The 21,644-nt window shown below is 70.2% G+C and carries 19 protein-coding genes and 1 tRNA gene; 13 read left to right on the top strand and 7 right to left on the bottom strand.

Annotated elements, in window-relative coordinates:
* Positions 1-279: transposase (locus LY13_RS14430; protein ID WP_253828936.1), on the bottom strand; the 279-nt coding region annotated here is incomplete at its 3' end.
* Here LY13_RS14430 and LY13_RS14425 point away from each other — a divergent pair.
* Positions 176-1,423 (top strand): tyrosine-type recombinase/integrase, encoded by a 1,248-nt coding sequence (locus LY13_RS14425; RefSeq protein ID WP_253828943.1) that lies wholly within the window; start codon positions 176-178, stop codon positions 1,421-1,423. The genes LY13_RS14430 and LY13_RS14425 overlap by 104 nt on opposite strands.
* Positions 1,424-1,560: 137 nt before the next feature.
* Here LY13_RS14425 and LY13_RS14420 read toward each other — a convergent pair.
* Positions 1,561-1,633 (bottom strand) — tRNA-Arg (locus tag LY13_RS14420).
* A gap of 249 nt (positions 1,634-1,882) precedes the next feature.
* Here LY13_RS14420 and LY13_RS14415 point away from each other — a divergent pair.
* Positions 1,883-2,803 carry a cation diffusion facilitator family transporter gene (locus tag LY13_RS14415; protein ID WP_253828942.1) on the top strand — a complete coding sequence of 307 codons (921 nt, stop codon included), beginning with the start codon at positions 1,883-1,885 and terminating at the stop codon, positions 2,801-2,803.
* A gap of 96 nt (positions 2,804-2,899) precedes the next feature.
* On the opposite strand, the gene LY13_RS14410 is transcribed toward LY13_RS14415, so the two are convergent.
* On the bottom strand, positions 2,900-3,589 hold the full coding sequence (locus LY13_RS14410; RefSeq protein ID WP_253828941.1) for a DUF305 domain-containing protein: 690 nt from the start codon (positions 3,587-3,589) through the stop codon (positions 2,900-2,902).
* Positions 3,590-3,965: 376 nt separating this feature from the next.
* Complete coding sequence (locus tag LY13_RS14405; protein WP_253828935.1) at positions 3,966-4,775, bottom strand: DUF3105 domain-containing protein; 810 nt, start codon at positions 4,773-4,775, stop codon at positions 3,966-3,968.
* 163 nt (positions 4,776-4,938) lie between these two features.
* Here LY13_RS14405 and argS point away from each other — a divergent pair, with 163 nt between their 5' ends.
* The 6 genes from argS (at position 4,939) to rho (ending at position 13,785) form a co-directional block, all read left to right on the top strand.
* Positions 4,939-6,594 (top strand): arginine--tRNA ligase, encoded by a 1,656-nt coding sequence (argS, locus tag LY13_RS14400; RefSeq protein WP_253828934.1) that lies wholly within the window; start codon positions 4,939-4,941, stop codon positions 6,592-6,594.
* Between the two features lie 3 nt (positions 6,595-6,597).
* Positions 6,598-8,037, top strand: coding sequence for a diaminopimelate decarboxylase (gene lysA / locus LY13_RS14395; RefSeq protein WP_253828933.1), 1,440 nt, complete (start codon positions 6,598-6,600; stop codon positions 8,035-8,037).
* Positions 8,038-8,107: 70 nt separating this feature from the next.
* Positions 8,108-9,403, top strand: a complete 1,296-nt coding sequence (locus LY13_RS14390; RefSeq protein ID WP_253828932.1) for a homoserine dehydrogenase — start codon at positions 8,108-8,110, stop codon at positions 9,401-9,403.
* Positions 9,400-10,494 carry a threonine synthase gene (gene thrC / locus LY13_RS14385; RefSeq protein WP_253828931.1) on the top strand — a complete coding sequence of 365 codons (1,095 nt, stop codon included), beginning with the start codon at positions 9,400-9,402 and terminating at the stop codon, positions 10,492-10,494. Before LY13_RS14390 ends, thrC begins: the two co-directional genes overlap by 4 nt.
* A complete protein-coding gene (gene thrB / locus LY13_RS14380) occupies positions 10,491-11,384 on the top strand; it encodes a homoserine kinase (protein WP_253828930.1) in 894 nt (297 codons plus the stop codon). The genes thrC and thrB overlap by 4 nt, the downstream gene beginning before the upstream one ends.
* Positions 11,385-11,763: 379 nt before the next feature.
* Entirely contained in the window at positions 11,764-13,785 is a 2,022-nt protein-coding gene (gene rho / locus LY13_RS14375; protein ID WP_253828929.1) for a transcription termination factor Rho, read from the top strand.
* 175 nt (positions 13,786-13,960) lie between these two features.
* Here the strand turns inward: rho and LY13_RS14370 are convergent, their stop codons facing one another.
* Positions 13,961-14,587, bottom strand: coding sequence for a GntR family transcriptional regulator (locus LY13_RS14370; RefSeq protein ID WP_253828928.1), 627 nt, complete (start codon positions 14,585-14,587; stop codon positions 13,961-13,963).
* Between the two features lie 126 nt (positions 14,588-14,713).
* Here LY13_RS14370 and LY13_RS14365 point away from each other — a divergent pair, with 126 nt between their 5' ends.
* The 4 genes from LY13_RS14365 (at position 14,714) to prfA (ending at position 19,612) form a co-directional block, all read left to right on the top strand.
* Positions 14,714-16,465: an IlvD/Edd family dehydratase gene (locus LY13_RS14365; protein ID WP_253828927.1), complete on the top strand. Its 1,752-nt coding sequence runs from the start codon at positions 14,714-14,716 to the stop codon at positions 16,463-16,465.
* A gap of 75 nt (positions 16,466-16,540) precedes the next feature.
* Positions 16,541-17,896 carry a GntP family permease gene (locus LY13_RS14360; protein ID WP_253828926.1) on the top strand — a complete coding sequence of 452 codons (1,356 nt, stop codon included), beginning with the start codon at positions 16,541-16,543 and terminating at the stop codon, positions 17,894-17,896.
* A 254-nt stretch (positions 17,897-18,150) separates the two neighbouring features.
* Positions 18,151-18,378 (top strand): 50S ribosomal protein L31, encoded by a 228-nt coding sequence (gene rpmE / locus LY13_RS14355; RefSeq protein ID WP_253828925.1) that lies wholly within the window; start codon positions 18,151-18,153, stop codon positions 18,376-18,378.
* 163 nt (positions 18,379-18,541) lie between these two features.
* Entirely contained in the window at positions 18,542-19,612 is a 1,071-nt protein-coding gene (prfA, locus tag LY13_RS14350) for a peptide chain release factor 1 (RefSeq protein WP_253828924.1), read from the top strand.
* A gap of 30 nt (positions 19,613-19,642) precedes the next feature.
* On the opposite strand, the gene LY13_RS14345 is transcribed toward prfA, so the two are convergent.
* Together LY13_RS14345 and LY13_RS14340 are read right to left on the bottom strand one after the other, a co-directional pair.
* Positions 19,643-20,452 (bottom strand): TIGR03619 family F420-dependent LLM class oxidoreductase, encoded by an 810-nt coding sequence (locus LY13_RS14345; protein WP_253828923.1) that lies wholly within the window; start codon positions 20,450-20,452, stop codon positions 19,643-19,645.
* A complete protein-coding gene (locus LY13_RS14340; RefSeq protein ID WP_253828922.1) occupies positions 20,449-21,228 on the bottom strand; it encodes an alpha/beta fold hydrolase in 780 nt (259 codons plus the stop codon). The genes LY13_RS14345 and LY13_RS14340 overlap by 4 nt, the downstream gene beginning before the upstream one ends.
* A 58-nt stretch (positions 21,229-21,286) precedes the next feature.
* Here LY13_RS14340 and LY13_RS14335 point away from each other — a divergent pair, with 58 nt between their 5' ends.
* Positions 21,287-21,634 (top strand): MerR family transcriptional regulator, encoded by a 348-nt coding sequence (locus LY13_RS14335; protein ID WP_253828921.1) that lies wholly within the window; start codon positions 21,287-21,289, stop codon positions 21,632-21,634.
* Positions 21,635-21,644: the final 10 nt, after the last annotated feature.

Genomic DNA, 21,644 nt, shown 5'->3' with positions numbered 1-21,644 from the left:
TGACCAGTCGATCTCCCCGGCGGCGTTCAACTCGGCGAGTAGCTCCTGATGCAACCGGTCGAAGACCCCGAGCTCCTGCCAGTCCCGAAGCCGTCGCCAGCACGTCATCCCGGAACCGAACCCCAGCTCCTGAGGCAGGTCCTCCCACCCGATCCCGGTGAACAACACGAACAGGATCCCCTGCAACACCTGCCGATCCGGCAACGGCTTCGGCCCCGTCCGACTCGCCGGACGCACCGGCAACAACGGCCCTATCCGGGCCCACAACTCGTCCGACACGACCCACGGCGCAGCCACACCAAGATCATCTCAAACCAAGATCATCAACCTGTTAGGGGCTCTTATCCGGGTGCTTCCGGTCTTCGTTCCGGAGAAGCCGGGAGCGCCGGAGGCAAAGGAAATCCGGGCCGCAGCCAGGATGTGGGGCTACAACCCACCACAGCGCGATTCCGGATCCATGCCGATTGAGGTTGGCCGCGTACTCGAATGGCTGTCGCGCCATACCCTGCCAGTCGAGACCGTCCACAATGCCGACACAATGCGTGCGCTGCAGCGCTCGGTGACGCGCCGACTCGACGGCGAGCCGTACGCCCCGACCGTGGCGCGACGTACGAGGTCGGTCCTGTCGAACTGCCTCGACTACGCCGTGGAGCGCGACATTCTGGGTAGCAACCCGCTGGCGGGCGTGAAGTGGAGTCAGATGCCGAAAGGGAAGAGGAAGGTCGACAAGCGGGCGGTGCCGAATCCAGTCCAGGCGAGGACGATGCTCAGCACCATCGCGGAAACGGCCAGGAGCGGGGAACGCCTCGAAGCCTTCTTCGCGCTCATGTACTTCGCCGCGATGCGGCCTGAAGAAGCCGCCGACCTCCGCAAAGAGAACCTGTCGCTTCCGGCTGCGACCCACGACCCCGTCAGTGGTGAACGCAAGTACGACTGGGGAACTATCTACCTCGAAGGGGCCCGGCCCTACATCGACGCACGCTGGACCGACCGGGGAACGGTGGGGGAACAACGTCCGCTGAAGTCCCGGGCAGCCGGTGACGTACGACCCGTGCCGTGTCCCCCTGAGCTGACAGCGATCCTGTGGCGCCACATCGAACGCCACGGGTGCGGGACGGACGGTCGCTTGTTCACGGGCGAGCGTGGCGGGCCGATCTCGAAGGTGACGTACATGAAGGTATGGCGTGCCGCCCGGACCAGCGCCCTCACTAAGGAGGCCGAGGCGGGACCGCTCCTGCGTCGGCCATATGACCTCCGGCATGCGGCCGTGAGTACGTGGCTGGCTGCGGGCGTGCCCGCCGCGACGGTGGCGTTGTGGGCAGGTCAATCGGTCTCCGTCCTGCTGGAGGTCTACGCGAGCTTCCTCGACGGGGGAGAGCGCACGGCCAAGCGTCGCATCGAAGAGGCTCTCGGCGGCTGGTGACCGCTGGGCCTGTGCACGTGCATTGCACGTGGACGGCCGTATGTCGCCGGGTGCAGCCGGTGCCAGTCGGGTACGACATGAATCGGCCCCTACCGCGTTTCCGCTGGTAGGGGCCGGTTTTTGCTGTTCAGGTTGGGTGCCCTCGGCAGGATTCGAACCTGCGACACCTGCCTCCGGAGGGCAGTGCTCTATCCACTGAGCTACGAGGGCCCGCCACCTTGCGGCGACATCCCGAAGCCTATCGCATCCCCCTCACGGCCTGTGCGCGTGGTCCCCGATCTTCGGCGTGTGAGGTCCGCCGCGGCGGTGTACCTTCCTCCGCGCCGGTGAGTTAGGGTTACCTGTGTTGCACTCATGCGCATGTCGCTATATGTTCTCGACGCGTGGCCGCGACCACCGCCGAAAACATCCGCAGGCGACCGCATGCGGGTGAGCACCGCCGACGAGAGAGGGACCGACATGGGCCACGGACACGGCCATGGTCACGGACATGCCGACCTCTCGGCATCCGGCGCCCATCAGGGCAGGCTCGCCGCCGCACTCGCGATCAGCGGCGCCTTCATGGTGCTCGAGTTCGTGGTCGGCTTCGCGACCGCCTCGCTGGCCCTCATCTCCGACGCCGCGCACATGTTCACCGACGTCCTCGGCCTCGGCATGGCGCTCGCGGCCGTCGTGCTCGCGCGCCGCAGCGACCCCACCTACACCCGCACCTTCGGCCTCTACCGCTCCGAAGTGCTCGCCGCGCTCGCCAACGCGTTCCTGCTGTTCGGCGTCGGCGGCTACGTCCTCTACGAGGCCGTCAACCGCATCGGGAACGCCCCCGAGGTGCCCGGCCTTCCCGTGCTCCTCGCCGCCACCGCAGGCCTCGTCGCCAACATCGTCGCGTTCCTGCTGCTGCGCTCCGGCGCCAAGGAGAGCCTCAACATCCGCGGCGCCTACCTCGAAGTGCTCGCCGATCTCGTCGGCTCCGTCGCCGTACTCATCAGCGCCGCCATCACGCTCCTCACCGGCTGGCGCTACGCCGACCCCATCGCGGGCGTCGCCATCGGCGTGTGGATCCTCCCGCGCACCGCCGTGCTCGCCGCCCGCTCGCTGCGCATCCTCTTCCAGCACGCGCCCCGCGGCGTCGACGTCGCCGCCCTCGAAACCGACCTCGCCGCGCTCGCCAGCGTCGAAGACGTCCACGACCTGCATGTCTGGACCCTCACCTCGGGCATGGAAGTCGCCTCGGCACACCTGACCATCGGCCCCGACGGCGACACCTCGGCCGTCCTCGCCGCCGCCCAGGACATGCTCGCCAACCGCTACGGCATCGACCACGCCACCCTGCAGGTCGAACCCCGCGAACACGCCCAGCGCTGCGAAGAACTCAGCTGGTGAACCGGCCGCGCGGTGACCCTCCGCCGGCCGCCTCGCCGGGCAGCCACCACACCGGCAACCCCGCCACACCGGCACACCGCCACCGGAACGGCAGCGTCACGGGAACGGCAGGGGCTTCGCGTCCCGCTCGGCCAACATGTTGCGCATCAGGTCCGACTCCGGCACCTGCGAGGCGAGCATGCTCGTGGCCAGGGTGCTCACCGCGCTGATCCGCGCGTGCTCCCGCGCGTAGGTCGCCATGTCGACGCCGCCCTGATGGTGGCGCAGCATCAGCTGCAGGAAGTACACGTCCAGGCGTTCACCGCTGAGGGAGCGCATCTTCGACAGCTCCTGCTCGGTCGCCATCCCCGGCATCGCCCTGCTGCCGCCGACCTGGCCACCCGACGGTCCCGACGGTGCGCGCGCGCTCGTCGTCGACTCGGAGGACGCCGACTCGCTCTCCTCACCGTGGTTGTGCCCCATGGGCTCGGACATCCACGTCATGTACTCGCCCGCGGGCTCCTCCGGCTTGCCCCACAGCATCAGCCAGCCCTTCATGCGGCCGACCTGCTCGGTCTGGGTACTCGCGATGTCGAACGCCAGCTGCTTGATCGCCGGATCGGAACTGTGGTCGCGCGCCCAGTTCGCCATCGTCACGGCCTGCAGGTGATGTACCGACATGTCCTGCGCGAACCCGACGTCCACCGGACCGGGCCGAGTCGCCGGTTCACTGTCCGTGCCGCGCGCCACCAGTAGCCCCACGGTTGCGCCGACCAGCAGCAGCGCCAACGCCGCCGCACCGAAGATGACGTAGCGCGGCCACTCGCGCTCGCGCGGCGGCCGCGTCCCGTCGCCGCCGGCACCCTCGACGTCGACATCCTCGACGTCAGCACTCTCGGACTCGGCACCGGCTGCCTCGTTGCCTGCTGCCTCGGCACCGCCTGTCGCGGACGCCGCCCGGTCTGCGTCGTCCGGCCCGGCCTCGCCCGCCGTGTCCGAGCCGTCGCCACCGCTCGAACCGGCGTTCTCCGACCCTGCCGCGGAGGTCGACGCGCCCGGTCCGGGATCGGGGTCGCCGGACGAGCCTGCCGGTTCGGTGCTGCGTGCTTCGTCAGGAGTGTCGTTCATGACCTGCGGAGTCCCTGGAGTGCGGTCGTCGGCGGGTGGGGGAGTAGCCGGAAGGTTACTGTCCGCCACTCATCGACTCGTCGGCCGCTCCCGCCGACCCCTGGTAGCCCATCGGCCTGGCGTTCGGGCCCGGCTTCTCCGGGTTGAACGGCGGCGGGTTGTCCGGGTCGAACTGGCCCGGCCCCAGCGCGTCGCAGGAGGCTCCGACCTCGGGGTAGGTGTTCGAGTTGCGCTTCAGCGCGGCGATGAACTGGTCGATGCGCTCGTCGGTGACGTCGTCGACCTTCAGCTGGTGACCCCAGGATTGCAGCGAGACCGACGAGTCGAGGCCCGGGTACGGCGACAGCATCATGAACGGCTCGTTCTCGACGCGGAGTTTCAGCGTCTCGAGGTCCTCGCCGGAGACCCGCTCCGGGTCGTAGGCGATCCAGATCGCGCCGTGCTCGAGCGAGTGGACCATGTTCTCGGTGCGCACGGCCTCCTCGTACACGGTGCCGGTGCACGAGGCCCAGAAGCCGTCGTGCGGACCGCCGAACGGCGGCGACTGGTCGTAGGCGACCCGCTCGTTCGGGCGCACGTGGGCGCCGCCCTGGTACTCCTTGATCGTGACGCCGTCGATCTTCTGGGACGGGTCCGGGTTGTTCCGGTCGGGAGTGAAGTTCTCGGCCGCGACCTCCTCGCGTTCCCGCTGCTCCCGCGTGTCGCTCGAGGCGACGTAGTAGTAGCCGAAGACCCCGGCCGCCAGCAGGACGATGGCCACGACCGCGGTGATCGTGCCCCACGGCACGTTCTTCTGGCCGACCGTGGATCCGCGGGCGGCCTGCACCGCGCTCGGTGTCTTCTTGCCCTTCTTGCCGCTGGCCATGGCTGCAGATGTCTCCTTCGGCGAGAGTCGGGTACCCCGATCGAGCAGTGTAGGGACGTCCGGGGAGACACCGGGCGGCGGCTCGTGGATCCGTTATGCGACCGCGCACATCCGGGGCGAGCCGGTCGCCGGGCCTCGCCCCCTTCGAACGTACACTCGCCGGGTGACTCCCTCCGCCCTTGCTGACCTCGTGCGTTCGTCTGCCGTCACGGTTCTCGAGGCCCGCGGCCTCGACACCGGCGTGCTTCCTGAGCAGGTGACGGTGGAGCGACCCCGCAACCCCGAACACGGCGACTACGCGACCAACGTGGCCCTGCAAGTCGCGAAAAAAGTAGGTATGGCTCCCCGCGAGCTGGCCGAGGCGCTCGCCACGGAGCTGTCCGCCGCCGACGGCGTCGACACCGCCGAGGTCGCGGGCCCCGGTTTCCTCAACCTGCGCCTGGCCGCCGACGCGCAGGGCGAGATCGTCCGCCGCGTGCTGAGCGCGGGCGACGCCTACGGCCGCGGTGACGCGCTCGCGGGCCGCAGGATCAACCTCGAGTTCGTCTCCGCCAACCCGACCGGCCCCATCCACCTCGGCGGCACCCGCTGGGCCGCCGTCGGCGACGCGCTCGGCCGCGTGCTGACCGCGCAGGGCGCCGAGGTCACGCGCGAGTACTACTTCAACGACGCCGGCGCGCAGATCGACCGGTTCGTGAACTCGCTGCTCGCCGCCGCGCAGGGCGAGCCCGCGCCCGAGGACGGCTACGCGGGCGCCTACATCGACGACATCGCCACCGCCGTCCTGCGCAAGGAGCCCGGCGCGCTGTCGTTGCCCGAGGCCGAGCGTCACGAGACGTTCCGCAAGATCGGCGTCGGGCTGATGTTCGAGGAGATCAAGCAGAGCCTCCACGACTTCGGCACCGACTTCGACGTCTTCTTCCACGAGGACTCGCTGCACGCGGGCGGCGCCGTGGCGCAGGTCGTCGGCGAGCTCAAGGAGTCCGGCACCCTCTACGAGGCCGAGGGCGCGTGGTGGATGCGCACCACCGACCAGGGCGACGACAAGGACCGCGTCGTCCTCAAGAGCGACGGCGACCCTGCCTACATCGCGGGCGACATCGCCTACCTGCGTGACAAGGTGGAGCGCGGCTTCGACCTGTGCATCTACATGCTCGGCGCCGACCACCACGGCTACATCGGCAGGCTCAAGGCGACCGCCGTCGCGCTCGGCTACGACCCCGCGGTCGTCGAGGTGCTCATCGGCCAGATGGTCAACCTCGTCAGCGGCGGCAAGCCCGTGAAGATGAGCAAGCGCGCGGGCACCGTCGTCACGCTGGAGGACCTCGTCGAGGCCGTGGGCGTCGACGCCGCACGCTACGAGCTGACGCGCTACTCGGTCGACTCCGGCATCGACATCGACCTCGACCTGCTGCGCAAGCACACCAACGAGAACCCCGTGTTCTACGTGCAGTACGCGCACGCCCGGTTGGCCTCGCTGCAGCGAGGCGCGGCCGAGCTGAAGATCGAGCTGCGGCCGGACGCCGACTTCAGCCTCCTGACGCATCCCCGCGAAGGGGACCTCATCCGCACGATCGGCGAGTTCCCGAGCGTGCTCACCAAGGCGGCCGAGCTGCGCGAACCGCACCGCGTCGCCCGTTATCTCGAGTCGCTGGCGTCGGCGTACCACAAGTTCTACGACGTCGCGCGCGTGCTGCCCCAGGGTGACGAGGCCCCGACCGACCTCACCCACGCGCGCCTGGCGCTGTGCGAAGCCGCGCGCCAGGTACTCGCCAACGGACTGTCCCTGCTCGGGGTCTCTGCCCCGGAACGGATGTAATGAATGTGTGCACACCCCGCGGGGCCCCGCCACGCTGAGGTCTACCCGCACGCCGATCAGGCGGGTTTCCCACCGTCCACCTCGGGCGAGCTCGACCGGCTGCACGCGAAGGTGTGGCCGCGCAACACGTTCCGCGCGGGCGACGGCGTCGTCCGCATCGCGGGCGTCGACGTCCGCGAGCTCGCGCGGACGTACGGCACGCCGCTGTTCGTGATCGACGAGGCCGACTTCAAGTTCCGCTGCGCCGAGTACGCCGCCGCGTTCGAGGACCCCAGCCTGGTCCACTACGCGGGCAAGGCGTTCCTGTGCACCGAGGTCGCCCGGTGGGTGGCGGGCCAGGGCTTGAGCCTCGACGTCTGCAGCGGCGGTGAGCTGGCGATCGCCCAGCGCGCCGAGTTCCCGCCCGAGCGGATCACGTTCCACGGCAACAACAAGTCCGTCGAAGAACTCGAGGCCGCCGTCGAGGCGGGCGTCGGCACGATCGTGCTCGACTCGTACTACGAGATCGCCCGCCTCGCCGACGTCGCCACGCGCCACGACGTCGTCCAGCAGGTGCTGGTGCGCGTGACGGTCGGCGTGGAGGCCCACACCCACGAGTTCATCGCCACGGCCCACGAGGACCAGAAGTTCGGGTTCTCGCTGGCCTCGGGCGAGGCCGCCGAAGCGGTCCGCCGCGTGCTCAACGCCCCGTCGTTGCAGCTCGTCGGCCTGCACAGCCACATCGGGTCGCAGATCTTCGACGCCGACGGCTTCGAGGTCGCCGCGCGGCGCGTCGTCGGCCTGCTCGCCGACCTGCGCAAGGAGCACGGCCCGGAGGCACTGGAGAGCCTGGCGGTCGTCGACCTGGGCGGCGGATTCGGCATCGCCTACACCGACAAGGACAACCCGCCCCCGCCCGCACAGCTGGTCACCCAGATCCGCGACATCGTCCGGAAGGAGTGCGCGTTCGCGGACATCCCGGTGCCGCGCATCGCGGGCGAGCCCGGCCGTGCGATCGCGGGTCCCGGCACCGTGACGCTGTACGAGACCGGCACCATCAAGGACGTCGTGCTCGGCGACGAAGGCGTGCGGCGATACGTCAGCGTCGACGGCGGCATGAGCGACAACATCCGCACCGCCCTGTACGACGCCGCCTACGACGTCCGCCTCGTCTCCCGCGCCAGCGACGACGGCCAGCCCGAGCCCGTGACCGCCATGCTGTCCCGCGTGGTGGGAAAGCACTGTGAGTCCGGTGACATCGTCGTCCGCGACTGCTGGTTGCCGGAGACCCTGGCACCCGGTGACCTGCTCGCGGTCGCCGCCACGGGTGCGTACTGCTACTCGATGGCCAGCAACTACAACCGGCAGCCGCGGCCCGCGGTGGTCGCCGTGCGCAACGGTGAGCACCGGCTGCTGCTGCGCAGGGAGACGTACGACGACATGCTGCGACTGGAGGCGTCGTGAGCTGTGGCGTGAGCTGGAGCGTGAACGACGACGTGAGCCGTGGTCGGCTTCCGGTAGGGGAGGGGCGTGAATGACTGAGCCGGTCAAGGTGGCCCTGCTCGGCTGCGGGACCGTCGGCAGCGAGGTGACCCGCATGCTGCTCGACGACCCCGGCGAGCTGGCCGCGCGGGTCGGCGCGCCGGTCGAGCTCGCGGGCATCGCTGTCCGCAGGCCGGACAAGCACCCGGAGCTGCCCCAGCACCTCGTCACCTCGGACGCGACCGCGCTGATCGATTCCGATGTGGACATCGTCGTCGAACTGATCGGCGGTATCGACCCGGTGCGCGGCTGGCTGCTGTCGGCGCTGCGCAAGGGCAAGTCGGTCGTGACGGGCAACAAGGCGCTGCTGTCGGAACACGCGAGCGAGCTGGCGGAAGCGGCGGACGAGTCGGGCGCGGACCTGTACTACGAGGCCGCCGTGGCCGGGGCGATCCCGCTGCTGCGCCCGGTACGCGAGTCGCTGGCCGGTGACCGCATCACCCGCGTGATGGGCATCGTCAACGGCACGACCAACTTCATCCTGTCCGCGATGGACTCCACGGGCGCCGGCTACGCCGAGACGCTCGACGAGGCGACGCGGCTGGGCTACGCCGAGGCCGACCCCACGGCCGATGTGGACGGTTACGATGCGGCGTCGAAGGCGGCGATCATCGCGTCACTCGCGTTCCACAGCCGCGTGACCGCGGCGGACGTCCATCGGGAGGGCATCGCCGGCATCAGCTCGTCGGACATCACCGCGGCGAAGTCGTTGGGCCGCACGGTGAAGCTGTTGTCCATCTGCGAGCGGGTGACCGAAGAGGACGGTTCCGAGTCGGTCTCCGCGCGGGTGCACCCGGTGATGATCCCGAAGTCGCACCAGCTGGCAGGTGTCGGCGGCGCGTTCAACGCCGTCTACGTCGAGGCCGAGGCCGCCGGGCAGCTCATGTTCTACGGCCAGGGTGCGGGAGGCGCGCCCACGGCGAGTGCCGTCCTGGGCGACCTGGTCTCGGCCGCCCGCAACAAGGTCGCGGGCGGCCGCGGTCCCCGCGAGTCGGCCCACGCCGCGCTGCCGGTGCGCCCGATGGGGCAGACGCCGACGCGCTACCACGTGAGCCTGGACGTGGCCGACAGGCCGGGTGTGCTCGCACAGGTCGCGCAGGTGTTCGCGGCTCACGGCGTCAGCATTTCGACGGTGCGGCAACGGGATCGGCGGTCCACGGCGAGTCTCGTCGTCGTGACCCACCAGGCCCCCGACGCCGCGTTGCGGTCCACTGTGGACGAGATCGACAAGTTGGACGTCGTTCGTGAGGTCATCAGCGTGATGCGGGTGGAAGGCGAGGCGGAGTGAGTACCGAGAACGCGGCGGGTGCGGGCGGCGACGTCAAGGCCGGCTGGCCCGGGATCATCAACGCGTACCCCTCGCGGATCCCGATCCCCGAGGGCGCGAAGGTCGTGACGCTGGGCGAGGGCAACACGCCGTTGCTCGCCGCGCCGCATCTGTCCGAACTCACCGGCGCGACGGTGCACCTCAAGGTCGAGGGTGCCAACCCGACCGGCTCGTTCAAGGACCGCGGCATGACCGTGGCCATGACCCACGCCCGTGCGAGCGGTCTGAAGGCCGTGATCTGCGCGTCCACCGGCAACACGTCGGCGTCGGCGTCGGCCTACGCCGCGCGGGCCGGGCTCGCGACCGCCGTGCTCGTGCCGCAGGGCAAGATCGCGCTCGGCAAGATGGCGCAGGCGGTGCTGCACGGCGCGCGGATCCTGCAGATCGACGGCAACTTCGACGACTGTCTGGAACTCGCGCGCAAGACGGCCGCCGACTACCCGGTGACCCTCGTCAACTCCGTGAACCCGGTGCGGCTCGTCGGGCAGAAGAGCGCGGCGTGGGAGGTCTGCGACACGCTGGGCACGGCGCCGGACATCCACTGCCTGCCGGTCGGCAACGCGGGCAACATCACCGCCTACTGGGCGGGCTACACCGAGTACGCCGCCGACGGGCTCGTCGAGAACACGCCGCGCATGTTCGGGTTCCAGGCCGCGGGTGCGGCACCGCTCGTACGCGGTGAGCCGGTGAAGACGCCCGAGACCGTGGCGACGGCCATCCGTGTCGGCAGCCCGGCGTCGTGGGACAGCGCGGTGAAGGCCCAGCGGGCCAGCGGCGGTCTGTTCGACGCCGTCGGCGACGACGAGATCCTCGCCGCGTACCGCCTGCTCGCGAGCAAGGAGGGCGTGTTCGTCGAACCGGCGTCCGCCACCAGTGTCGCCGGGCTGCTCGCCGCGTCGGCCGACGGCAGGATCCCGCGCGGGTCGACCGTCGTGTGCACCGTCACCGGTCACGGACTGAAGGACCCGGGCACCGCACTGGAAGGTAACGTCGAGGTCGAGCCGCTCGCCGTCGATCCGCGCGCGGTCGCGGCGGCGCTGGAGCTCTCGTGAGGTTCACGGTCCGGGTCCCCGCGTCGACGGCCAACCTCGGCCCGGGGTTCGACACGTTCGGACTTTCCTTGGCACTGCACGACGTCGTGGAGTTCGAGACCGCGGCGTCCGGTGTGGACGTCGAGGTGCTCGACGCCGGTGCGGGCGACATGAGCCGCGTACCGCGGACCGGCAGGCACCTCGTCGTGCGCGCGCTGCGGGCGGCCTGCAACCGGCTCGGTACGACCCCGCCCGGCCTGCGGCTGCGGTGCCACAACGCGATCCCGCACTCCCGCGGACTCGGTTCGTCGGCCGCGGCGATCGTCACCGGCATCGTCGCCGCGTACACGCTCGCCGGGCGGGAGCTCGACGCCGACGCGCTGCACCTGGCCGCCGACTTCGAGGGCCATGCCGACAACGTCGCAGCCAGCCTGTACGGCGGATTCGTCGTCGCCTGGGAGTCCGGCGGCCGGTTCCACGCCGAGCGGCTCACCCCGCACGAGGCGATCCGGCCGGTCGTGGCCGTGCCGCCGACGCAGTCGTCGACCCACCAGACCCGGGGTCTGCTGCCCGAGCAGGTGCCGCTGGCCGACGCCGTGTTCACCGGCGGCCGCACCGCTCTGGCCGTGCACGCCATGACCAGCAGGCCGGATCTGCTGCTCGAGGCGACCGACGACCGGCTGCACCAGGGCTATCGCCGGCCCGCCTATCCTGCGACGATGCGGCTCGTGGACGAGCTGCGATCCCGCGGCGTCGCGGCGGCGGTGTCCGGGGCGGGCCCGACCGTGCTGGCGCTTCCGTACGGCGACACGGCAAGCGCGGGAATACTGCCGCCGGACGTGGACGTTGACGGTTACGAGATCCTCGAGCCGGCGATCGACCTCGACGGAGTGCAGGTGTCCGAGGGCTGACAGGCCCTGGAGCCGTAGCGGGCGGGGCTTCCCCGCCTGCGGCCGTCCGGTCGTCGAGAGTGAGGCACGCCACTGGGTGGGGTGGTTGTTGCACCCGCACGATGGGCGGTCTACGCTCGGGGGCGTTCGGTCACCGTGCTCATTCCGCACCCGGCGATGGTCACGGGAACTCCTCCCGGTCGCATCTTCCGTTTTCTCGACGGGGGTAACCGGTCTCGCGGTGGTCGACCCCATCTCTTGCAGGCGGCCCGCGCCGCTGCGACTCCCACGTCTCAGCGCAGGCCGCTCGCAGGGAGCCGAAACGCCGTCTCGCAATTCGGACGCGGGCGGCGGTCCGCTGGTCCAACGACAAGGAGTGGACCGGTCAGGAAGGACATGTGTGAGCAACACCGATCTTTTGAGCGGCGACGCGAGTGCCCAGGCAGCAGCGCCGGGTGACGGGGAGTCGCAGACGGGCGGCGCGGCGTCGACGCCGAAGCGGCGTCCCGGCGGGCTTTCCGGCATGGTCATCGCCGATCTTCGTGCCCTCGCCACCGAACTCGGTATCGGTGACACCACGGGCATGCGCAAGGGGGACCTGATCGCCGCCATTCGTGAACGCCAGGGCAAGAACAAGAAGCCCCGTGGCTCGGAGTCGTCGGACGACAACGAAGCCACCGAGGCGACGCTGCCGCTCGGCGACACCAACGGCAAGGCGGGCGCCCCGGAGCAGAAGGTCCAGACCGCGCCCGAAGGCGACGCCGACAAGTCCGGCGACAAGGCCGCGGAGAAACCCGCCGACAAGCAGGCGAAGACCGCCAAGGCCGACCAGCCCGCGAAGGCCGAGCAGGCCGCCAAGACCGAGCAGGCCGACAAGAGCGACAAGCCCGAGAAGGGCGGCTCGAAGCAGAAGGCCGACGGTGACGGCGACTCCGGTCAGCAGGGCGAGGGCGGCGGACGTCGCCGTCGCCGTGGCGGTTCCGGCCGCAACGCCGACGGCCGTGGCGACAACTCGCGTGGCGACAACTCCCGTGACGGCGGCCAGGACAAGTCCGACGACGAGTCCGGCGACCAGCGCAAGTCCGGGGGGCGCGGCGACAACAAGAGCGACAACCGCGGTAACCGTGGTGACGGCAACCGCGGCGACAACCGGGGTGACAACAGCCGCGGCGACGACAGCCGGGACGACGACGAGCGCGGCGGCCGCCGTGGCCGCCGGTACCGCGACCGTCGCCGTCGTGGCGGCCGCGGCGAGGGCGAGACGGAGGTCCGCGAGGACGACGTCCTGCTGCCCGTCGCCGGCATCCTCGACGTGCTCGACAACTACGCGTTCGTGCGCACCTCCGGCTACCTGCCGGGGCCGAACGACGTGTACGTGTCGCTGTCGCTGGTGCGCAAGCACGGCCTGCGCCGCGGCGACGCGATCACCGGTGCCGTGCGTCAGCCGCGCGAAGGTGAGCAGCAGCGGCAGAAGTTCAACCCGCTGGTGCGCGTCGACTCGGTCAACGGACTCGAATCCGAGGTCGCCAAGAAGCGCCCCGAGTTCACCAAGCTGACGCCGCTGTACCCGAACGAGCGGCTGCGGCTCGAAACGCAGCCGAACAAGCTGACGACGCGTGTCATCGACCTGGTGATGCCGGTCGGCAAGGGCCAGCGCGCCCTGATCGTCTCGCCGCCGAAGGCCGGTAAGACGACGATCATGCAGGACGTCGCGAACGCCATCACGACGAACAACCCCGAGTGTCACCTCATGGTCGTGCTCGTGGACGAGCGCCCCGAAGAGGTCACCGACATGCAGCGGTCGGTGAACGGCGAGGTCATCGCCTCGACGTTCGACCGTCCGCCGTCGGACCACACGACGGTCGCCGAGCTGTCCATCGAGCGGGCCAAGCGCCTCGTCGAGATGGGCCACGACGTGGTCGTGCTGCTCGACTCGATCACCCGCCTCGGCCGTGCCTACAATCTCGCGGCCCCGGCGTCCGGTCGGATCCTCTCCGGCGGTGTCGACTCGACGGCGCTGTTCCCGCCGAAGCGGTTCCTCGGCGCGGCGCGCAACATCGAGGACGGCGGCTCGCTGACCATCTTCGCCACGGCGATGGTGGAGACGGGCTCCACCGGTGACACGGTCATCTTCGAGGAGTTCAAGGGCACCGGCAACGCCGAGCTCAAACTCGACCGGAAGATCGCCGAGCGCCGTGTGTTCCCGGCGGTCGACGTCAACCCGTCCGGCACCCGCAAGGAGGAGCTGCTGCTCTCGCCGGACGAGCTGGCCGTCACGCACAAGCTGCACCGGGTGCTGCACGCGCTCGACTCGCAGCAGGCGATCGACCTGCTCATCGACCGGTTGAAGAAGAGCAAGACGAACATCGAGTTCCTGATGCAGATCTCGAAGAGCACCCCGGGCACGGAGGAACAGCAGTAACCCGCGCCCGCGGCTCCCGCAGCGAACGGCCCCTCGCCACCCGGTGTGGCGAGGGGCCGTTCGCTCTGTCCGCGGTCGGAACACCCCGGAGCGCGCGGCGGCGTTCATGCGCCCAAGGGCACTCTCGTTGCGTTCAATGCGACCAAGGTGCCCTGGGGGGGCGTCGGTGGACCCGTCAGTCGGCGGCGGGGAGGCGGCTGAGGTAGGCGTCACGGGAGGGGAGCAGGTGCTCGCGGCACGTCTCGGCCAGCGTGTCGGTGTCGCCGCTGCGCAGCGCGTCGATCATCGCCCAGTGTTCGCGCCTGCTCCGTTCGAGATGTTCGGGGGACGTCACGGTGACCGACCTGATCGCGTGCGCCATCTGCGCGTGCCTGCGGATCGCGTCCACCAACACCGTGTTGTCGGACAGGCCGAACAGTGTCCGGTGGAACTCCATGTTGGCCTTCGTCACCTCACGCAGCTCCCCGGCGTCGATCCCCTCGTCGTGACGGCGCTGGACGGCGACGAGCTCGTCGAGCCGCTCCGCCGGCACCGGCACGGGGATCAGCCGCGCGCAGTGGACCTCCAGTAGCTCACGCACCGCGTAGAGGTCGCGCACCTCCTGCGCCGTGTACGCCTTGACGAACGCGCCCACGTTCGGTTTCCGCTCGACGAGTCCCCGGTTCTCGAGTTCCTGCAGCGCGCTGCGCACGACATGGCGCTTCGCGGAGAAGGCACGCATCAGCTCGTCCTCCACGAGCCGCTCCCTCGGGTAGCGCAGTCCGAGGACGATCTGCTCCTCGAGTTCATCGAGCAGGGACAACGCGGCTCTACCTCCATCACGTACCGGTGCGGGCAGGTCAGTTTCCCACGGCTGTTGCGTCCGCTCCAGGACCGTGGTTAGATGTCGCCGTTTTCATTGAACAAATTATTGATAATGAGGTCGATAATGACTGACGGCACGCGCGACGCGGAAGACCCCACGCAGGGCATGACGCGGGGACTGCCGAACTACGGCGATCCCGGGTTCTCACTGTTCCTGCGCAAGGCGTTCATCAAGGGCGCGGGGTACACCGACGACGCGTTGGACCGCACCGTCGTCGGCATCGTCAACACCGGTAGCGGCTTCAATCCCTGCCACGGCAACATGCCGCAGCTCATCGAGGCGGTGAAGCGGGGCGTGATGCTCGCGGGCGGGCTGCCCGTCGACTTCCCGACGATCTCACTGCACGAGAGCTTCTCGAACCCGACGAGCATGTACCTGCGCAACCTCATGTCCATGGACACCGAGGAGATGATCAAGGCGCTGCCGCTCGACGCGGTCGTGCTCATCGGCGGCTGCGACAAGACGGTCCCCGCGCAGCTGATGGGTGCCGCCTCCGCGGGAATCCCCGCGATCCAGCTCGTCACCGGCTCCATGCTGACCGGCGGGCACCGCGGCGAGCGGGTCGGCGCCTGCACCGACTGCCGCGCCTTCTGGGGCAAGTACCGCGGCGACGAGATCGACGACCAGGAGATCTCCGACGTCAACTCGAACCTGGTCGGCAGCGTCGGCACCTGCTCGGTGATGGGCACGGCCAGCACCATGGCCGGCATCGCGGAGGCGATGGGCATCGCCCTGCCCGGCAGCGCCACGCCGCCCGCCGTCACCGCCGATCGCATGCGCATCGCCGAACAGACGGGCACGCGTGCCGTCGGCATCGCCCGTGAACGGCTGACGGTCGACAAGATCCTCACCGAGTCGTCGTTCGAGAACGCCCTGCGCGTGCTGCTGGCCCTCGGCGGGTCGACCAACGGCATCGTCCACCTCGCCGCCGTCGCCGGACGGCTCGGATTCGACCTCGACCTCGAGACGTTCGACCAGCTCAGCCGTGAGACACCCGTGCTGGTCAACCTCAAACCCGCCGGGTCGCACTACATGGAGGACCTGCACCGGGCCGGCGGCATCCCGATGCTGCTCGAGCGGCTGCGTGACCTCGTCGACCTGGATGCGCTCACCATCACGGGCCGCACCCTCGGGGAGGAGCTCGCCGACCGCGACACGTCGTTCACCCAGGAGGTCGTCCGGCCACGCGAGGACCCGATCTACCCGGCCGGCAGCATCGCCGTGCTGCGCGGCAACCTCGCCCCGGCAGGCGCGATCGTCAAGCAGGCGGCCGCCACCCCGGACCTGCTCGAGCACACCGGCCGCGCCGTCGTGTTCGAGAACTCCGCCGACATGGCCGCGCGTATCGACGACGAGAACCTCGACGTGCGCGCCGACGACGTGCTCGTGCTCAAGAACATCGGCCCGCTCGGTGCCCCCGGGATGCCCGAGGCCGGCTACATCCCCATCCCGAAGAAGCTCGCCCGGCAGGGCGTCAAGGACATGGTCCGCATCTCCGACGGACGCATGTCGGGCACCGCGCGGGGCACGATCGTCCTGCACGTGTCCCCGGAATCGGCGGTCGGCGGCCCGCTCGCGTACGTGCGCGACGGCGACACCGTGCGGCTCAGCGTGGCCGACCGCGTGCTCTCGCTCGAGGTCTCCGACGCCGAGCTCGCCACCCGCCGTGAGCAGCAGCCCGTGACACCGCCGGAGACCCCGGCGCGCGGCTACCGGAAACTGTTCGTCGACCAGGTCACCCAGGCCGAGGACGGCGCCGATTTCCGGTTCCTGCAGGCCGAGCGGAAGCGGGCGTCGGTGCCGCGCGCTCGCTGAGCGCGGCCGGACCCGTTTCCACGGCAGGCATTCTCCCCACCCACCCGTCCCTTTTAGACAATCAATGGTGATGTCATGACATCCACGACGTGGACCCTCATCGCAGCGGTCCTCGCCATCGCGCTGCTGCTCGGCCTGGTCATCTGGGTCCGACTGCAGGCGTTCATCGCACTGCTGATCGCGAGCATCGGGTTCGGTCTCGCCACCGGGACCAGCCCCGGTGACCTCGTCGAGCTCATCGTCGAGGAGATGGGCGGCGGACTCGGCCAGGTCGCGCTCGTCGTCGGCCTGGGCGCCGTGTTCGGGCACGTGCTCCAACGGGCAGGCGCCGCCGAACGGCTCGCCTCCACGCTGATCGACCGGTTCTCCGAGAAACACGTCGCCTGGGGCCTCGGGTTCGCGGGCTTCCTGGTGTCGATCGCCGTGTTCATCGACGTCGCGATCGTGATCCTCGTGCCGATGCTGTACACGATCGCGAAGCGCACCGGGAAGTCGCTGCTGTTCTACGGCATCCCGCTGTGCGCGGGCGTGAGCGTCACGCACACGTTCATCCCGCCGACCCCGGGGCCGATCGCCACGGCCGGCGTCATGAACGCCGACCTCGGCCTGGTGATCCTCTTCGGCGTGATCTGCGGCCTGCCCGCGATGGCGATCGCCGGGCCGGTCTTCGGCCGGTGGATCTCGAAGCGGATCTTCGTGCCCGTGCCGGCGGAGCTCGACGCCGCGCGTGGCGATGCCGAGGAACGCGACCCGGACACGCTACCGCGGTTCGGCGCCGTCGTCGGCGCCCTCCTGCTTCCGTTGGTGCTGATCCTCGCCGGCACGACCAGCGAAGCCGTGCTGGCCGAGAACAACGCCGTGCGCACCACGCTCGCGTTCATCGGGCACCCCGTGATCGCCCTCCTGCTGACCTGCCTGTACACGCTGTACTTCTTCGGCATCCGGCGCGGCGCGAGCAGGGACGACCTGCAGCAGATGACGACGTCGGCCCTCGGCCCGGCGGGCGTCATCATCCTCATCACGGGTGCGGGCAGCGTGTTCGGCGGTCTGCTCGTCGACTCCGGTATCGGTGACGTGCTCGCCGACTGGATGAGCGACATGAACATGCCGCTCGTGCTGTTCGGGTTCGTGACCGCGTCGATCATCCGTATCTCGCAGGGCTCGGGCACGGTCGCGATGATCACGGGCGCCACGCTCACCGCCCCGCTGGCCACGACGATGGGTGCCAGCGACGCGGTGGTGGCCCTGACCTGCATCGCGATCGCCAGCGGTGCCGCAGCGTTCTCCCACGTGAACGACTCCGGCTTCTGGATGGCGAACCGCTACTTCGGCATGTCGGTCGCCGACACGCTGAAGTCGTGGACCGTGATGAAGACGATCGTCGGTGTCACCGGCTGTGTCGTCGCGACCACGCTGAGTTTCTTCGTCTGACGTGTCGCAAGCGCTCGCGGGCCCCGCACCGAGGGTGCCGTGTCGCAAGCGTTCGCGGGCCCAGGGGCACCCTGGTTGCATTCAATGCGACCAAGGTGCCCTTGGGGGCGTCGCCGTGGTGGGAATGCGGGCGGCTCGGACCGCGTTGCAGGTGGTGACGGGCCGTCTGGCAGAATCGACCCGCTGACGTCCGGTTCCGGTTCACCTTTCCCGCACCGGCGGGCCAGGACCCGGGGCCACGAAGAGAGGACACCATGAAGAGCGGTATTCACCCCGATTACGTCGTGACCGAGGTCGTCTGCGGCTGCGGCAACACCTTCACCACGCGCAGCACGCGTGAGTCCGGCCACATCTACGTCGAGATCTGCTCGGCGTGCCACCCGTTCTACACCGGCAAGCAGAAGATTCTGGACACCGGTGGCCGCGTCGCCCGCTTCGAGGCACGCTACGGCAGGCGGGGCAAGAAGGCCGACGCCAAGTAGCTTCACCGACGGCGCCCGTACCTGCTCGAACGGCGGGTACGGGCGCCGTTTCGTGTTTCCGGGGTCCGGCCGTCCGCCGACCCCGCGCCCCGGTGAGCCCGCGAGCCGCCGACCTGCGGCGGGGCCGTTCGTCCGGCGAGGTGATCGACGAAGGAGCAGTGCAGTGGAATCAGCGTCCCTGAAGGGGCTGCTCGACGAGTACGCCGAGCTCGAAGAAGCTCTCGGCGACCCGGCCGTGCACGCCGACCAGGCGCGAGCACGGAAACTGGGCCGCCGGTACGCCGAGCTCGCGCCGGTCGTCAAGACGGTCGGTGAACTCGAGAGCGCGAAGTCGGACCTGGCCGCAGCGAAGGAACTCGCCTCGGACGACCCGGCGTTCGCCGAGGAGGCCGAGCAGCTCGAGCAGCGCATCCCCACGCTCGAGGCGAAGCTGACCGAGCTGCTGTTGCCGCGTGACCCGCACGACGGCGCCGACGTCGTCATGGAGATCAAGTCCGGCGAGGGCGGCGAGGAATCGGCACTGTTCGCCGGCGACCTGCTGCGCATGTACCTGCGCTACGCCGAACGCTACGGCTGGAAGGCCGAGGTGCTCGGCTCCACCGAGTCCGACCTGGGCGGGTACAAGGACGTCACCGTGTCGTTCAAGACCAAGGAGCCGACCGCCGACGGCGTGTGGGCGCGGCTGAAGTTCGAAGGCGGCGTGCACCGCGTGCAGCGGGTGCCCGCGACCGAGTCACAGGGCCGTATCCACACCTCGGCCGCGGGTGTGCTGATCTACCCCGAACCCGAAGAGGTCGAGGTCGAGATCGACCAGAACGACCTGCGTATCGACACGTTCCGCTCGTCCGGTCCCGGTGGGCAGAGCGTCAACACGACCGATTCCGCGATCCGCGTGACGCACCTGCCGACCGGCGTCGTCGTGTCCTGCCAGAACGAGAAGTCGCAGATCCAGAACCGGGCGCGGGCGATCCAGGTGCTGCAGGCACGGCTGCAGGCGATGGCCGAGGAGGAGGCCGCGGCGAAGGCCGCCGACACGCGCCGCTCGCAGGTCCGCACCGTCGACCGGTCCGAGCGGGTGCGCACCTACAACTTCCCCGAGAACCGCATCTCGGACCACCGCATCAACTTCAAGGCCTACAACCTCGACCAGGTTCTCGACGGCGAACTCGACGCGGTGCTCGACGCCCTGCAGGCCGCCGACCGCGAGGAACGCATGGCCGAATCGCAGGCCTGACGCGCGTGGTGGGACCGGGCGCGAGGCCGCTCAGGTCAGGCCCATCGCCGTCGCGAAGCGCTGCATGCGGTTGGCGAATCCGTCGACCTCGCCGAACCGCACTGCCACCGTGGCGGCACCGGCGGCCGCGAAGGCCCTCGTCGCGTCCGTCACGTCGGTGATCGTCCCGTCGACGTCGCGGCCGGACCACTCGGTGCGCACGGTCGCCCGAACGTCCCGGCCCGCACCGTCGGCGAGCTCGCGCAGCCGCGCGGCGCGCGCGCCGAACTCCTCGGGGCCGACACCCACGGCCTGCCACTCGTCGGCGAAGCGGGCGGCCCTGCGCAGCGCGCGTTCCGATCCGCCGCCCACCATCAGCGGGACTGGCGTACGCGGGACCGGCTCGAACACGTGCCCTTCCACCGGGCCACGCCCGGCGAACAGATCGCGCAGCAGCGCGAGCGCCTCGTCGGTGTTCGCGCCGCGTGCCGCGAAGTCCGCTCCCACGGCGGCGAACTCCGCCGCGTCCCAACCCGTGCCCACGCCGAGCGTCAACCGGTCACCGGAGAGGCGGTGCAGCGTCGCGGCCTGTTTTGCGACCGAGACCGGCTCCCGCAGCGGCAGCACCAGTACGGACGTGCCCAGTCGGAGTCGCGTCGTGTGCGCCGCGAGGTGCGCCAGCGTGACCAGGGGTTCGTACACGCCGCCGTACACCCGCCCGAACGGTCCGGGCGGGAGCAGGTGATCGGGCAGCCACGCCGTCCGGTAGCCGAGCCGTTCGGCCAGCACGGCGAGTTCGACGAGCGCCGCGGGGTCCATCGCCGGATCCTCGTCGGGCAGCACCACGTCCAGGCCGGTCACGCCGCGGCCTTCTTCCCGGACAGGAACCGCTGGATCGCCGCGAGCCACGCGCCCGGCGCCTCGTCACCGATCAGGTGCCCGGCATCGATCTCGACCAGGTCCGCGTGCGGAATGCCGTCGGCCAGCTCCCGCGACAGGGGCGGACCGGTGAGCCGGTCCGCCGTCGTCGAGACCACCAGTGTGGGTACGCGGATGTCGCGCAGTTCCGCCCGCGTGTCGACGGCAGCGCACAGGGCGACGTGTTCCGGACTGCCGGCCGGGATGCTGGTGGCCAGGTCGTCGACGCGGCGCCCGAGTTCGGACGGTGCGAGTCCCTCCAGCGCGCCGCGCCCGGATGCGACGAGCGTCAGGAACGTCGCCAGCAGGCGGTGGTCGCCCCGCAGCAGCTCGTCCCAGATCTCGAGTGTCAGCCGGAGCGTGTTGTCCGGCTTCGCGAACCCCGCGGTCAGGATCAGCCCGTCGACGCGGTCGGGATGGCGTGTCGCGAGCCGCACCGCCACCGCGGTGCCCAGCGAGTAGCCGAGAACCGTCCAGCGCTCCACGCCGGCGTCCACGGCGATGGCCGCGAGCTCGTCGGCGACGTCGTCCAGGTCGAGCGGTTCGGTGCTGCGCGGCGTCGCCCCGGAGCCCGGATAGTCGGCGCCGATCACGGTGTGGGTGCGGGCGAGGTCGTCGAGCACGGGCCCGAAGTTGGCGTCGACCGATCCGCCCGCGCCGTGGGCGAGCAGCAGGCCCGGCCCGCGCCCGCGGACCGTCGCGGTGAAATTTCCGTTCATGGCGCGACGTTATGAGTTGACATCGGTGTGAAGGTCAACTCCGGCGGAGGGAGCGCGGGTGCTGATCGGGGAACTCGCCAGGCGCAGCGGGGTCAGCCCGCGCCTGCTGCGGTACTACGAGCAGCAGGGGCTGCTCGGCGCGGGTCGCGGACCCAACGGGTATCGCACCTACGACGACGAGGCCGTCACCACCGTCCGCCAGATCCGGGCGCTGCTCGCCGCAGGCCTGTCGACAACGGTGATCCGCACCGTGCTGCCGTGCGCAGAGGGGGAGGAGCCGGAACTCGAGCCGTGCCCCGAACTCGTCGCGACCCTCCGCCGGGAACTGGCGGCCATGGACGAGTCGATCGCGTCGATGCGGCGCACCCGGGCCGCGCTCGCGGGGTACGTCCCGCCCGATGACTGACGAATATGCC

The sequence above is a fragment of the Prauserella aidingensis genome, assembly GCF_024171865.1.
GTDB lineage: Bacteria > Actinomycetota > Actinomycetes > Mycobacteriales > Pseudonocardiaceae > Prauserella > Prauserella aidingensis.
Note: the sequence above shows the minus strand (reverse complement) of the source record. Positions and strands in the feature narration are given on the sequence as shown.